The following is a 13,254-nucleotide window of genomic DNA, read 5'->3' on the forward strand; positions in this document are numbered from 1 at the left end:
AACACTAGTGATTAGAATTACAATAAAATAATACCTATATTTTTATGCTAAGGAGTATCCTATGGACAGCTATTTAAAAAAAATTATCCAAGAATACCGTACCGATATGGAATCTGTTTATCAAACATGGTTTATTAACAACGATGAGCGACTAAAAGCTTTTAGGACAATACGTAATGGAATTAAGCAAGTTATTGAAGAGATTGAACAGAATGAATTTGGTAATGATTTTAGGGGTTCCTCACTTGAGGTTGTGGTCACGGCAATAGCTGAACAAAAACAAGTTTTTGAAGGTGCCGCACATGCATTTTACTGGAAACCTAAACTTCGAATTCCTGATATTTATGAAAATGAAGATAATAAAAAAGCGTTTGCCAGATTTCTAAAAAGCTGCCTGCAAAATACAAATGAAAAACAGTTACTAGAAGAGATACTAAAACTTCATAATATAGGGATAAAGGGACTTGGACCCGCAGTGGCTAATATTTTATATTTCCTTCATCCAACCATCTTTCCGCCTTTTAATACAGCCATTGTTAATGGTTTTAATAGTCTATTTAAAGAAAAAGTGAAACTGGGTTCATGGACAGAATACCTACGCATGAGAGAAAAAATATTAGATTTCAACAAGCGACATGGATCTCTGCTTTCAAAAGATCTTGGCGCAGTTGCAGGACTGTTTTTTGAAATTGGGATTACACGAATCGTAATTCCTGAGAATCATGAAGTAGTACTAAATCAACTAGAAAAGCGTGAAAAAAACAATAAAAAAAGACATAAAGATGTAGTAAATGATGGCATCGAAAACCATGATCATACTGAAATGCAATATCATCTAGCTACTCTAGGTTCTTCTCTCGGTTATCATATTTGGATTGCCAGAAATGATCATAAACGGGAATGGAATCAAAAAAAACTAGGTGAATTTTCAATGCAGCAGTTAGGTCTATCCTATGATATTCCTTTTCAGGTTAGAGATACGATTTCTTTAATAGATGTACTGTGGATTGATCAGAATGGCTCTATTGTTTGTGCTTTTGAAGTGGAGAAAAGCACCTCCATTTATTCTGGTATTCTACGACTTTATGACTTAGCATTAACTATGAATCATCAAAACTGCAAATTTTATCTAGTTGCACCTAATAAGCGTGAAAAAGAAATTCAAGCTCAACTGCTTCGTCCCTCATTTCAACATGAGCAAATGTGTAGCATCTCTTATGTGCTATTCTCTGATCTTCGCTGTGACTGTGATGCCATGTGTAAATTTGGAATAGATGCGAACGTTTTAAATAAAATATCAAAAACTATATTATAAAGCTTTTATCTTAGGGAGATCAGTGAAATATAAACACTGACCTCCTTAATCGAACTTAACCATTACTCCGTATATTTATATTTAGAATACCCCTTCCATCTTCTATATAAAATGAGCAAGATAGATACAGCGATTAAAGCCAGAGACAATACTTGAGCAATTCGTAATGATTCAGTGAGCATCAGGCTGTCTGTTCTTAATCCTTCTACAAAAAATCTGAATACCATATAGCATATGAAAGGAATATTTCCCCCTGTTTAGGATTAAATTTGCGAAGTATAAGTAATAAAACAAACCCTAATAGATTCCATAATGATTCATATAAAAAAGTAGGTTGATAATACGCTCCGTCTATATACATTTGATTAATTATAAAGTCTGGAAGATTTAAATTCTCTAAAATATTTCTTGTTACTTCTGTTCCATGTGCTTCTTGATTCATAAAATTTCCCCAGCGGCCAATTGCCTGACCAAGTATAAGGCTAGAAGCGGCAATATCAGCCAGTTTCCAAAAAAGAAATACCTCTTTTCTTGGCAAAGACAACAGTAGTAATTACTCCGCCAATAATCGCTCCATGAATGGCTTGCCACCTTCCCATATAGCAATTATTTCACCTGGTTTTTGTGAGTAATAGTCCCATTGGAATAATACATAATAAATTCTTGCACTAATGATTGAGATTGGAACCGCCCAAAGCAATAAATCAGCAAATAGAACTTGAGGAAGCTTTAATTTTTTCGTTTCTCTTATTGCAAGCAACCAGCCTAAAGCAATTCCTGTTCCAATAATAATACCGTACCAATAGACTGTAAGCGGACCAAATTCAAAGGCCACTCTATCCAACGGTTGTATATTTACCACATTTATTCACCTCTTAATTTTTCTTTACGATTATAGTTTATATCATCTATATCAAGATTTCGTTCACTTTCATTGGTTGTGTTTTAAAAAGGACTCTTTGTTGGTTAAAAGAAACTTTTTATTATTGACAGCGTGATATTGTTGTTTTTACAATCATCACAATTAACACAGCAAACTATTGGTTTAAGACAATAAACATTTAGAGCCTGTCATGAGGAAATATTGAATCCTTGATGACAGGCTATCACTATACCTGATATTAAAAATAAATGTGTCGCATTTCAGCTTTAAGACTCTTTTTTGATCAATGTTGAAAGATTAGCAATCTCCTTTTTAAGCTTCTCATTTTCATTTTGTAAATTGTTCATTTTCACATCTAATTCTGTCATTGAATGTGAATTATGGTGCTTATGACCTCCGCCATGTCCCTTCATCATAAATATCATCATTAAAGGACAGATCAGTACTAATAGATACGATAACCATTCCATTTAGCTCACTCCTATTGTTTTTCTATATTATAAGACTAAAAAGTGGAGAATTTATGGAGATAAAGGATGTTTTTACATAAAACAAAATATTTATTAAAGGAGCCACTTCCTGATTAGTTAAAATATAGAATTCTTACAGTTATATAACTGGAACAGAAAAATCAGCGGGGATGTCCCCACTGATTTTATTACTTCATGATACTAATACCATTTGGGATTTCGCCAACATTGAGTGTATCGATAAATTCTCTGTCACAGTGACGCCGCGAATTATGTCGACAGGGAGTTAAAAAGATTGCAATTCTGTATTTTTAAGTTGTGATGGCAATATTGTAAAGAAAAATGAATACAGTTACACCGCATATAGTTTTTGGGAGGACAAATGAACGAACTTCATTGGAAAATACCTCACTTATATCGATTGAGTAATCCATTTGCGTATGATAGTTACAGATACAAGATTGCTGCTGAAAGCATAAATGTTCCTCAACATTCCTTCTTTTGTATTGATTTAAATACATTCATTTCCCCGACAACCAATATACAAATATATCACTAGCATTTTTAAATAAGCCATTAGGTTTCTTAATATCAAAAAATGATATAATAAAAATAAAATTAAGAATGAATCGGAGGCGCATATGTATGAAATGGTCTGAGGTACGCGAACATTTTCCAGAACGGTGTGTCTTAGTTGAAGCGTTAAAATCCGAATCGAGAGGAAAAGAAAGAATCATCAAAGAAATGTCAGTAATTGATGACTTTGAGAACGGTAATGCAGCATGGAAAGTGTATAAAAAACTACATGGGGAAAATCAAAATCGTGAATTATATATTTTTCACACGAATAACGAAGAAATAAAGGTAATTGAGCAGCCATATATAGGAGTGCGAAGAAGAGTATGAGATTTCAAATGGATGACCACTTACCTCTAGTATCTGTTGAGATTGAATACAATGGGAACAAAAAGACATTCAATAACGCATTGCTTGATACCGGCTGCTCTTCAACCATTTTAGATACAGATTTATGTGAAGAAGTCGGATTGATGCTCGATTTAGAAAATGCCATTACACGAAAGATGTATGGAATTGGCGGTACGGAAATTTGCATGGAGCAAAAAGTATACGGTATGAATATTGACGAGTTTCAACTTAATAATTTCACTATACAGCTCGGCGATGTTAGAGAAATGCATGGATTTGACTGCATCATCGGCAGTGACTTCTTTCTTGCAAATAAATTAATCATCGACTTTGAAAATATGGAAGTGCGAAAAAATTAGGTTAAGGTAAACACCACTACATCAATATTTATCTGCCATCACCATCCAGGCCATGTCGAGTGTGTGGCTCAATTAACATTGATCTTGTAACCCAAAAATAAACTCTTCCGAACAAAAATAAACATTTCCGATTCAGACTCGATTTCAGTTAAAATAAACTTTTCCGATTTTCGATTCTGATTCAATATTATCCCGGTTTTTCCTCAATAGGAATCCGGGAATTTTTCTTGTCTTTTTTTTTCAATAGAAATCCAAAAATTCTCTGTCACAGTGGCGCCTCGAATTAACTAATGTATTGTCAATTGGGCCAGTTCGTAAAATAAAGAGAGGGGCATAATTATGACATTAGCAAAGCCTAAGAAAGTTAAAAAACCAGCAAGACCTAGTCGAGATGAATTTGAATTAGAGGAGATTACTAGTAGCCTAACAGAAGCGTATGAAGAAAAGAATGATATTCTACTCACTGTGTGGAAAAGGGAAGATCCAGTTAGAGGAAAAGTAGTGAAAATGGATGGAAACACAAAGTTAATTCATATTGAAGGATTTACAGAAACGTTTAAAATACCTTTTATAGATATATTAAAAGTCCTTTATTGTGAGTAGGGTTTTTTAGTCTTCCCAAATATAAAAGTCATTTACAGTGCAATTAAGTATTTTAGCGATCTTATAAGCTTTATCTATCCTGGGATAAGTCCTATTATTTTCAAAATCACTCAATTGTTGATGAGAAATTCCTACCTGTTGAGCAACATACTTCTGCATTAATCCTTTAGCCTTCCTTATTTCACCTATTTGAGATTTCATATTTAAAACTCCCTTGTGGTCAACTTACTATTTATATTCACTATTTCCAACAATATTCCTTCTATTTTACTTAGTACATATATAACGTATTTCATTATAAAAAATAACGTAAAAAGTGAATATTCCCTTTGTGCTCAAATTAAGAATGTATTACAACCGTAACACAAGAAAGCAAATTAGAGAGAGCTGGTATTACGGATGTAATACGAAATGAGGTGAATTTAATGTTAGTTGGAATTGATCCAGGTAATTACGAGACAAAGATAGTTACTCCCTTTGGTGCATTCCAATCTTTATCTTGCCTGGGAGAATATCGGGAATTAAAAATCGATAAAGAACTTGGGAAGGAGGATATATTTTATGAATTTAATGGAGAAAAAGGATTTGCGGCAAAGTTAGCATTAAAAGAGTCCTTGTTTAAACGTCAAATGGCAGGAGATAGCAAAGCGCATCAAGATGCTCTAATACGTATTTTAATAGCTTTACATCGGATTACTAATGACAATGATTTCGACATAGTTGTTAATCAACCAATCGTAAAACATAAGCAAGATGAAACTAAACTAAAGTGTCTTTTTATTTACTGATGAATTTAGTACGTCAGAATCTGTGTTACAGGCTGGGGAAAATAGACTAACGGAAAGGATTTCAGGTTTATGTTTGAGTCGATCAGAGCGTTGGGCAAGGGAAAGAGCAAAGAAACTCCTTGAAGCAGCGAACCGCAATCCATTTAAGAGCACATTGTATCAAAGTCATTTGATAAGTCTAGAAATGTATATTCAAATGCTTCTCCAATACCAAGAGCATCTAGCAAAGTTAGATAATCAAATAGATGCCCTTGCAGGAGAAATAGAAGAATATAAGATTATCCAGTCAATCCCCGGTATCGGAGAAAAAATCGTAGCAACGATTATTTCCGAAATCGGAGAGATTGATAGATTTAATCACCCTAAAAACTAGTTGCTTTCTCTGGGCTTGATCCAAGTGTACATTCTTCAGGTAAATTTACAGCGACGATAAATCGAATTACCAAGAGAGGATCAAGCAGATTACGTCATGCCTTATATATGGACGTTCTCTGTGGGACTAGAGGCTCTCGAAATAAAAAGCTAAAAGCGTTTTATGATAAAAAGCGAGAAGAAGGAAAACCCTTTAAAGTAGCCATGATTGCTTGTACAAACAAACTAGTTCATTGGATTTTTGCATTACTAAAAAGCAAAGAAACTTTCCTTGATTTAGCTTAAAATATACAATTTAGTAAGTAATGAAAAACCTTCCGGTTATAAAAAGGAAGGTTATTTGGCATGAACATTTTTAGTATAGCATTTATTTTTTCGTTTTTTAATGAAAAATATGGACATCCTATTAGCTGGTTTAGTGCAACAAGGCGGATATAAATTTTAAGGAATTTAATCAAGTTTTAATTTTTTTAATGCTTCTGCTAAGGAATAATTTAATGGTTCAACATCTTTATTTTGGTTTTTCAAATACTTCTGCACAGTACGTTTATCTACTTTTCCGTTAGATTCTATTTTACGTCGTGCTTGGAAGGCAGATAGTTTTTCACGATAGCCATATTTACATGTTAAGATTTGACCTTCACCTTCACCACTGAGTTCTAATTTTTTATGACATTGTGGGCAGCGTGCATTCGTGACCTTTAAGACGTTTTTACGATGTCCACATTCACGGTCCTGACAAACAAGCATTTTGTCTTTTCTTCCGTTAACTTCCAGCATTTGTTTTCCGCATTCGTGACTTTTTTTTGGAAATGTTGTCGTAAAAGAGATCCACATCATATCAAAAGGGGGACAATTATTAGACTTAGTACCCGAAGAATTAAGTTCACCTTTTACAACGGCAGAATGGGAACAAAAGTTGGAATTAATTGCAAAAGGAAAGCTAAAAAAAGAAGTATTTATAAATGAAAATACACACGAAAGAAATCGTTGCAGAAATTAAAGCAAGTAACAAAAAGTTTTAACGAACGTAAAATTAATGATTTAGTCGTAAAACGACTCCTAGCCGTACTATTCCCTGCGTTTGAATACGAGCAGTTAACGCGCCGTGCAAAAATAGAAAATGAATACTTCGTTGCTCGCGGGAAAACAATCGTGAATGCCGGTTGGAAAGAGGTTTATGAAAACCAATTTGATGAGGTGGAATCTACAGATGATTTAAAAGAACAAATATTACCTCACATTGAAAAAGGTGAAATATTAAACATTAAACTAATCTTACAGACATCAGGTCAAACAAAGCCACCTACACGCTTTACAGAAGCGACATTGTTATCGGCAATGGAAAATCCTACGAAGTATATGGAGACTCATAACAAACGGCTTTCAGACAAATTAAAATCGACTGGTGGCCTTGGAACTGTTGCAACTCGTGCAGATATTATCGATAAACTATTTAATTCCTTTTAAATTAAAAAACGAGGCTCATCTACCCCACAAGCCTTTAAACGATAAGATGTTCCAGGTAAATGCCCCTTCTACATTTGAAATTATTAATTTCACTGCAAATGATGCAGGAAAAATGATCCGCCAAAATGGAGGTACTACTTTCAAAACGAGCATTCATATTGAAGGTAGTCTCATCACGAACATGGATGAGGCTGTCTTCCGAACGGATAGCAACACTAGTGAAATTACGATGACAAATACTTGTTATTCCAATGTTGGTCAAAAATGGTGCAATTTCGACCATGTTTCGGAAAGTAATAATGTAGAATTTTAAAGGATTTTTAAAGCCCCCTGCAATCAAAGGGGCTTTGGTTATGTTCTATTTATTATTTAGTTTGGGTTGGATTAAGTTGAGTTGGGCTAGGACGCATAACTTAGGTAAAGTGACGCATTTTGTAAGCAGACCGACGCATTTTCTAGGTTAATTGGCGCATATGCGAACTAGACTGACGAATAACTCGACTAAATTGACACATTACCACAATTTTCACTCCATGAGAGCCCCCCATTTTCTTGGGAGGTCTGCCTCTTCTACTTCTCTTTAGAAAATTATAAAAAAAGATTATTGACATGTGAGCGGTTACATGATAAATTTTATCTGTACTTAAATTTCCTTAAACAACTTGGGAAAACATTACTTCAATATTTATATCTATTAAAATAGAATATAGAAAAAAATTGGACTTGTTACTCTTCGGGAGGCATTACCCAAAGCTTATTTAACTATAAATAGGCTTTGGGTTTTTTTTATGGAAATTTATGTATGCATTTAGAACATGAACCGTTAGAAAGCGCGCACTAATAGTTCATTATACTTAGGTTTTAATGGGGGTTCGATATGGAGCAACAAACAAAAGATATTGTCATTCAGCTTGTAGGAGGAAAAGCTAATATCAGCTTCCAAAAGCAGCATAATGATTATCTTGAACTACATCTAAAAGATCAGAGTATCGTAAAGGTTGAAAAAATCACGGAACTTTCAGGAGTCTATGACTGTCAGTTTGATACTGGTGTTTTAAAAGTGATAGAAAATCCTAAATATAAAAGGGACGTGCGAAAGGAGCATACCATGACGAAGAGTAAGGAAAGTCATAAATATGATAAACTCGCAAGCTTTATTTTAGAAAGTGTTGGAGGAAAAGAAAATATTATAAGCCTTACCCATTGTGTAACTAGACTTCGATTTGTATTGAAGGATGAAGATAAAGCCAACAAAGCGGCTCTAGAGGGCGAAGAAGGCATCTTAACGGTAGTAAAATCTGGTGGTCAGTACCAGGTTGTAATTGGTAATACCGTAAGTTTTGTCTATGAGGCAGTTTGTAGAATTGCAGGATTACAAGGTAATGCATCAGCCAATGAAAATGATGATGATGTTAAGAGTAAGAATGTCGTTGCCAAATTGCTTGATATTATTTCTAGTGTGATGACGCCGATGCTAATGGTTTTATCTGCAGCCGGTATGATTAAAGGTCTTCTTACATTAACAGTAGTAATGGGACTTGTGTCTAAAGATTCGGGTACGTACACACTTATGTACACAGCCGGAGATGCATTTTTCTATTTTCTACCTATTATTTTAGGTTATACCGCATCAAAGAAATTTAAAAGTAATGAATTTATTGGTCTTGCGTTAGGTTCTGTGTTGGTTTATCCAACTATGGTAAATCTAACAACTTCAGGGGAGGCATTAGGAACACTTCTTTCTGGGTCCCTTTCTATGGATTACTATACAACCTTTATGGGTATTCCAGTTATTATGCCAGCATCAGGTTATACTTCATCAGTAGTACCAATTATTTTGGCAGTATTTTTTGCAGCAAAAGTTGAAAAGAATTTTAAAAAGATTATTCCAGAAATTGTACGACCTTTTCTTGTTCCAGTTTTAACTCTAGCAATTATGGTACCACTTACTTATATTATAATCGGTCCAATTGCTGCAGAACTTACTAATATTCTTAATATATTCTTCTCAGCGATATACGATCTTCCTCTAGTTGGCGGTCTTCTTGCAGGTGCGTTAGTAGGTGGAGGCTTCGGTATTCTTGTATTATTTGGATTACATTGGGCGCTTATCCCAATGGCAATTACGAATATCGCTGCCAATGGTTTTGATTATATTTTAACTGCTTCCATTTGTGGGCAGTTTGCAGCAATGGCTTGTGGTATTGTAGTATTTTTCCGTACGAATGATATTAAACTTAAAAATATTAGTATTCCAGCAACTATCTCACAAATCATGGGGGTAGGAGAACCACTTATGTATGGTATTATGGTTCCTTATAAAATTCTCTTTATTGGAAACTGTATTGCAGGTGCAGCTGGTGGTGCATTTATTGGACTTATTGGAGCAAAAACGTACATTATGGGTGGTTTAGGAGGCGTATTTGGACTTACGTATTATATCAATCCAATTACAAATAGTTTGAGTGATTTGACTCTTGTCTTAATAGGTATTGCAATTGCATTTATCGTCTCAGCAGTATTTACATTTATCACATTTAAAGATAAACAAAAAACAAATGAGGAAAAAATTGCTGCTTAAGGAGTGGATAAAATGTCTTATTTCACGTCCGAAAAGGTGACAGATAGGATCACTCGAATCCATACGCCATTTGGTGTTTGTATATACCTTGTTGAAGGTAAGGAAGGCGCTCTTCTTCTAGATACAGGCATGGGATGCGGTGATTTAAAAGCATATATTGATTCCATATGCAATAAGCCACTTAAAGTGTTACTATCACATGGACACTGTGATCATGCAGGAGGAAGCGCCCAATTTGATGATGTATATTTACCTTCTGCCGATTTAGAGTTAGAGAGATACCATTGTGCGTTAGATAAACGCATAGCGGAAATTAAAAATGGTCCGGTCCTCCCTCCACAAGAGTGGCGAGCGGAAGATATGATTCCTTCTAGGGTAAAACCATATAAAGAACTTTCTGAAGGTATGGTCTTTAATATTGGTGAGGTAAGCGTAGAAATAATTGAAGTTCCAGGCCATACTCAAGGCCAGTTAGTATTCTTAATACGAGAAGAAAAAACTGCTATCTTCGGGGATGCATGTGGTGTTCATACATTACTCCATTTCCTTGAAAGTACAACTATTAAAGAATACTATCAACACTTACTCCATCTAAAGCAATACGAGAGTGCATTTGACCGAATTCTCAGGTACCACGGAACATTTGAATCGCCTAAAGTCCTGTTAGAAAATAACATCGAATTGTGTGAAAGGATTCTTAATGGAACAGATGATAAGATAGCTGGGAACTTTCATGGAATGAAGTGCTTGATAGCAAGAAATGAAAATACTGATTCAGCTGAAGAGGAAGTCGGGAATATTATGTATAACCCTGATAGAATTAGATAATTTGGTATGACGCTAGTCAAAAAAGGCAATCACAATCTGATCCGATTGATTGATTGCCTTTTTTATATGAAGTTATTACCCTCTGATAACGACTTGAATTAGATCTTTCTAAGAAATTCATCCTCCTATTCCTATATCTACGTCCTTAAACCTCCATAGCCCAAACAATAATAGTTATCTTTACTCCTGTTACCACTTCTAAACTACTGTACCGTTCCCTACCAATGCCACAGCATAAGCAGGAATACCTTCTAGAACCTGCTAGCTGAAGTGAGGATTACCTTGTAATTGTGCCCATCTTAACGAAATTCCCCTCATCTTTTATGAACAAAAAAAAACGTAACTCTTCATTTAAGGAGAAGCTACGTTTTTTTAAAGCAATGCCGATCATTTCTTCAAAGCAATATTATCTATCCAAGCAAACAGTTCATCCAGGTCATAATCGCCGCCATGTCCTTGTCCCCAAGGTAACGTGAAGTCGACATTATATCCTTTGTTCATTAAAGTAGTTGCTAAAATAATTGGAATGGCAAGGGAAGTATCTCGATCAACTGACCCATGGCGAATTCGCCAATGTGAGCTCGTAACATTTTCCGAACTTCCTATGTAGTCCATTGGGTTCATCATCTTAATGATAGTAGCATCTGCAAGTGAACCATCAACCTGAGTGTGCTCTTCAGCAAAAGCACTAAAATGTTGCGCTTTTATCGACGCTGTTCCGAACAATTCGTTTTCTGGTGTTTTTAATTCAATATCATCAAAAGCAAGGGGCGGCTTCATTCTTGTAGCAAATAGAATAAATTGACCAAAATCAAGATCGATGACATTCCCATTGTTAATCGTTATCCACTCTAATTCAGACAAATCTTCCCCTTTTGCCAATGCCGTTTTTGCAGAATCGATGAGAAATGATTGAACGTGCTTTTGGAAACTACCTTTTCCAGATTCATCTAAGGTTAACGTTTCTCCATTGCTAGACTTTAGGCCCAGACTATTTAGGTATGGTGGGAAATTGCGTTTCAATTCAGCAGAGAGGGTGATTTGGTCTACGCTCATTGTGCCTTCAATCGGAGTCTTTTTTATCTCACCATTGACTCTTTCTATTTTTTTCTTCTTATAATCATTTAATCCATGAAATAGCCATTCATAAGCTGCATCTGCATGTTCTAAATTAGTAATGGGGCAATAACAAGACGCCGCAAAGATATCATCTCGTTCTTTAGCTGCACCTATTTTTTCTAAATAAGGTTCATAATCCTGATGATTTCCAGTAGCCCCCAGTAAGGATGATAAGGCTCCACCTGCACTAGTACCGTTGGAAACAATTTTTTCTGTATCTCCTGGAATGACTGCTCGATTATGTCTTAAATAACGAACTGCCGCTTTTAAATCTATGATGGCAGCTGGTGCAACTCCAATGTTTCGTCCATTATCATCCTGTAAGGAACGCCCACGGACACCAGGCATAGCAACCACATACCCCTGTTTTAAAGCAAAGAATGCCGCATTCGCTTCTCCAAACCTTCCTTGCCCAGGTCCTCCTGGTTCTCCAGGTTTATAGCCTCCTACTGTATTGATAAGCAAAATAGGTGCACGATCGCTTGTATATGGTCCGATAGCCTCCCCCTTGAAGTACGCGTCAGGAACATAGATATTCATCGTGTGAAATTGAACATCTACTGGATACTCCACATAAACAATCTTTTCAAAAGCTCTGTATTCTATCGTTTGATTATCCAGTGTTAGTGTTTTTGTTTCGTAGTTGCTTTGGTTAAAATCTAAGCTATATCCCATTTCCTTCCTCCTTAACTACTGACTTACAGAATCTACTAGCTAAATAAAATGGAAAATTATGAATCTAATTTGTGGTAACATTCACATAACATCGTTCTGATTTGTTCCAAAATCATAGGTCTTCATACGTAATTAGTTCTATTCCAGTATCTTTTACCCATTTTAATGTCTGAGGATCGCACAGCATATCTACTTCGAGTGGTCTAGGTATGGTCAGAGAAGAATGGTTTAAGATATATCCATCCAAGTAACCAGGATGACAGACAAACAGTATACACCCATCCTCTGGCACATCCTGCACGCTCCTTTTTAACGATGAAAATGGCACATAATCTGGCTTCATGCTATCCATAGAAACATAAACATCTGTATCCTTTATCTTAATCTTTCCCTCTCCAATCGAAAACGGAGAATAGGTTATACCATGCTTCTTCGCCACTATCTCTGCCGCCATTAGGAAATTATCACTAGCAATCGCATGTACGTCCATGTAACATGGTCGCTTACCGACTAGTTCAATAAATTTCTTTAATTGCGCCTCCGTTTCAAGAATGGCTTCCTCTAGGACGACACAATCTTCTTGTGCCAATCGATACTCCGATGATGATTTAAACGCCCCATTGTTATTGGTAATGCTTGATATGCGAGACGGATCTGTAAGAGGATTACCCGCACAGATATTTGTATGTAATCCTAGACATACTTCTGTATCTCCCAAAAGGTTCAATCCATGTACAACCGTGGACATATTGGTCATAACGCCTACATTCCCGATGATCCCTTCTCTTACGCTTTTCGCTATCCCATAATTGACCCCTTCTGAATAACCTAGGTCATCTGCTCTCATTAATAATTTCTTCATGT

13 protein-coding genes and 4 pseudogenes are annotated in these 13,254 nt (G+C 35.5%); 11 read left to right on the forward strand and 6 right to left on the reverse strand.

Annotated elements, in window-relative coordinates; all coding sequences use genetic code 11:
* The first annotated feature begins 61 nt into the window (after nucleotides 1-61).
* Nucleotides 62-1,315: a hypothetical protein gene (locus tag AB3U99_RS03880; RefSeq protein WP_400245615.1), complete on the forward strand. Its 1,254-nt coding sequence runs from the start codon at nucleotides 62-64 to the stop codon at nucleotides 1,313-1,315.
* A gap of 62 nt (nucleotides 1,316-1,377) precedes the next feature.
* On the opposite strand, the pseudogene lgt reads toward AB3U99_RS03880, so the two are convergent.
* A pseudogene (gene lgt / locus AB3U99_RS03885) lies at nucleotides 1,378-2,177 on the reverse strand (prolipoprotein diacylglyceryl transferase).
* 287 nt (nucleotides 2,178-2,464) lie between these two features.
* On the reverse strand, nucleotides 2,465-2,668 hold the full coding sequence (locus AB3U99_RS03890; RefSeq protein WP_400245616.1) for a DUF2933 domain-containing protein: 204 nt from the start codon (nucleotides 2,666-2,668) through the stop codon (nucleotides 2,465-2,467).
* Nucleotides 2,669-3,050: 382 nt separating this feature from the next.
* On the opposite strand from AB3U99_RS03890, the gene AB3U99_RS03895 reads away from it, so the two are divergent.
* From AB3U99_RS03895 to AB3U99_RS03910, 4 genes are all read left to right on the forward strand, one after another.
* Entirely contained in the window at nucleotides 3,051-3,227 is a 177-nt protein-coding gene (locus AB3U99_RS03895) for a hypothetical protein (RefSeq protein ID WP_400245618.1), read from the forward strand.
* A gap of 86 nt (nucleotides 3,228-3,313) precedes the next feature.
* Nucleotides 3,314-3,574 (forward strand): hypothetical protein, encoded by a 261-nt coding sequence (locus tag AB3U99_RS03900; RefSeq protein ID WP_312095812.1) that lies wholly within the window; start codon nucleotides 3,314-3,316, stop codon nucleotides 3,572-3,574.
* Entirely contained in the window at nucleotides 3,571-3,954 is a 384-nt protein-coding gene (locus AB3U99_RS03905) for an aspartyl protease family protein (RefSeq protein WP_400245620.1), read from the forward strand. The genes AB3U99_RS03900 and AB3U99_RS03905 overlap by 4 nt, the downstream gene beginning before the upstream one ends.
* Nucleotides 3,955-4,293: 339 nt before the next feature.
* Nucleotides 4,294-4,557 carry a YolD-like family protein gene (locus AB3U99_RS03910; RefSeq protein WP_400245622.1) on the forward strand — a complete coding sequence of 88 codons (264 nt, stop codon included), beginning with the start codon at nucleotides 4,294-4,296 and terminating at the stop codon, nucleotides 4,555-4,557.
* 6 nt (nucleotides 4,558-4,563) lie between these two features.
* Here AB3U99_RS03910 and AB3U99_RS03915 read toward each other — a convergent pair whose 3' ends face one another.
* Nucleotides 4,564-4,758, reverse strand: coding sequence for a helix-turn-helix transcriptional regulator (locus tag AB3U99_RS03915; protein WP_400245624.1), 195 nt, complete (start codon nucleotides 4,756-4,758; stop codon nucleotides 4,564-4,566).
* 224 nt (nucleotides 4,759-4,982) lie between these two features.
* On the opposite strand from AB3U99_RS03915, the gene AB3U99_RS03920 reads away from it, so the two are divergent.
* Nucleotides 4,983-5,345: a ParM/StbA family protein gene (locus AB3U99_RS03920; RefSeq protein WP_400245626.1), complete on the forward strand. Its 363-nt coding sequence runs from the start codon at nucleotides 4,983-4,985 to the stop codon at nucleotides 5,343-5,345.
* Nucleotides 5,335-6,002 (forward strand): annotated as a pseudogene (locus tag AB3U99_RS03925) (IS110 family transposase); the annotation flags it as partial. The gene AB3U99_RS03920 and the pseudogene AB3U99_RS03925, both read left to right, overlap by 11 nt.
* A gap of 165 nt (nucleotides 6,003-6,167) precedes the next feature.
* On the opposite strand, the pseudogene AB3U99_RS03930 reads toward AB3U99_RS03925, so the two are convergent.
* Nucleotides 6,168-6,524, reverse strand: a pseudogene (locus AB3U99_RS03930) (DNA topoisomerase III); the annotation flags it as partial.
* Between the two features lie 210 nt (nucleotides 6,525-6,734).
* Here AB3U99_RS03930 and AB3U99_RS03935 point away from each other — a divergent pair.
* The 4 genes and pseudogenes from AB3U99_RS03935 to AB3U99_RS03950 all read left to right on the forward strand — a co-directional run.
* Nucleotides 6,735-7,184: pseudogene (locus tag AB3U99_RS03935) on the forward strand (DNA topoisomerase); the annotation flags it as partial.
* Between the two features lie 49 nt (nucleotides 7,185-7,233).
* On the forward strand, nucleotides 7,234-7,500 hold the full coding sequence (locus tag AB3U99_RS03940; protein ID WP_400247955.1) for a pectate lyase: 267 nt from the start codon (nucleotides 7,234-7,236) through the stop codon (nucleotides 7,498-7,500).
* A 564-nt stretch (nucleotides 7,501-8,064) separates the two neighbouring features.
* Complete coding sequence (locus AB3U99_RS03945; protein ID WP_400245628.1) at nucleotides 8,065-9,768, forward strand: PTS transporter subunit EIIC; 1,704 nt, start codon at nucleotides 8,065-8,067, stop codon at nucleotides 9,766-9,768.
* Between the two features lie 12 nt (nucleotides 9,769-9,780).
* Nucleotides 9,781-10,596 (forward strand): MBL fold metallo-hydrolase, encoded by an 816-nt coding sequence (locus AB3U99_RS03950; RefSeq protein ID WP_400245630.1) that lies wholly within the window; start codon nucleotides 9,781-9,783, stop codon nucleotides 10,594-10,596.
* A gap of 387 nt (nucleotides 10,597-10,983) precedes the next feature.
* Here AB3U99_RS03950 and AB3U99_RS03955 read toward each other — a convergent pair whose 3' ends face one another.
* Complete coding sequence (locus tag AB3U99_RS03955) at nucleotides 10,984-12,390, reverse strand: subtype B tannase (RefSeq protein ID WP_400245631.1); 1,407 nt, start codon at nucleotides 12,388-12,390, stop codon at nucleotides 10,984-10,986.
* Nucleotides 12,391-12,502: 112 nt separating this feature from the next.
* Nucleotides 12,503-13,252: a ChbG/HpnK family deacetylase gene (locus AB3U99_RS03960; protein WP_400245633.1), complete on the reverse strand. Its 750-nt coding sequence runs from the start codon at nucleotides 13,250-13,252 to the stop codon at nucleotides 12,503-12,505.
* Nucleotides 13,253-13,254 lie beyond the last annotated feature (2 nt).

Origin of the sequence: Niallia tiangongensis, from assembly GCF_044704065.1 — a bacterium.
GTDB lineage: Bacteria > Bacillota > Bacilli > Bacillales > Cytobacillaceae > Niallia > Niallia tiangongensis.

Excerpts from the sequence above, each read along its gene's own strand:
- AB3U99_RS03920 (WP_400245626.1), top strand. The coding sequence starts at position 4,983 with ATGTTAGTTGGAATTGATCCAGGTAATTACGAGACAAAGATAGTTACT.
- AB3U99_RS03940 (WP_400247955.1), top strand. The coding sequence starts at position 7,234 with ATGTTCCAGGTAAATGCCCCTTCTACATTTGAAATTATTAATTTCACT.
- AB3U99_RS03895 (WP_400245618.1), top strand. The coding sequence starts at position 3,051 with ATGAACGAACTTCATTGGAAAATACCTCACTTATATCGATTGAGTAAT.
- AB3U99_RS03905 (WP_400245620.1), top strand. The coding sequence starts at position 3,571 with ATGAGATTTCAAATGGATGACCACTTACCTCTAGTATCTGTTGAGATT.
- AB3U99_RS03960 (WP_400245633.1), bottom strand. The coding sequence starts at position 13,252 with ATGAAGAAATTATTAATGAGAGCAGATGACCTAGGTTATTCAGAAGGG.
- AB3U99_RS03945 (WP_400245628.1), top strand. The coding sequence starts at position 8,065 with ATGGAGCAACAAACAAAAGATATTGTCATTCAGCTTGTAGGAGGAAAA.
- AB3U99_RS03890 (WP_400245616.1), bottom strand. The coding sequence starts at position 2,668 with ATGGAATGGTTATCGTATCTATTAGTACTGATCTGTCCTTTAATGATG.
- AB3U99_RS03910 (WP_400245622.1), top strand. The coding sequence starts at position 4,294 with ATGACATTAGCAAAGCCTAAGAAAGTTAAAAAACCAGCAAGACCTAGT.
- AB3U99_RS03915 (WP_400245624.1), bottom strand. The coding sequence starts at position 4,758 with ATGAAATCTCAAATAGGTGAAATAAGGAAGGCTAAAGGATTAATGCAG.
- AB3U99_RS03900 (WP_312095812.1), top strand. The coding sequence starts at position 3,314 with ATGAAATGGTCTGAGGTACGCGAACATTTTCCAGAACGGTGTGTCTTA.
- AB3U99_RS03955 (WP_400245631.1), bottom strand. The coding sequence starts at position 12,390 with ATGGGATATAGCTTAGATTTTAACCAAAGCAACTACGAAACAAAAACA.
- AB3U99_RS03880 (WP_400245615.1), top strand. The coding sequence starts at position 62 with ATGGACAGCTATTTAAAAAAAATTATCCAAGAATACCGTACCGATATG.
- AB3U99_RS03950 (WP_400245630.1), top strand. The coding sequence starts at position 9,781 with ATGTCTTATTTCACGTCCGAAAAGGTGACAGATAGGATCACTCGAATC.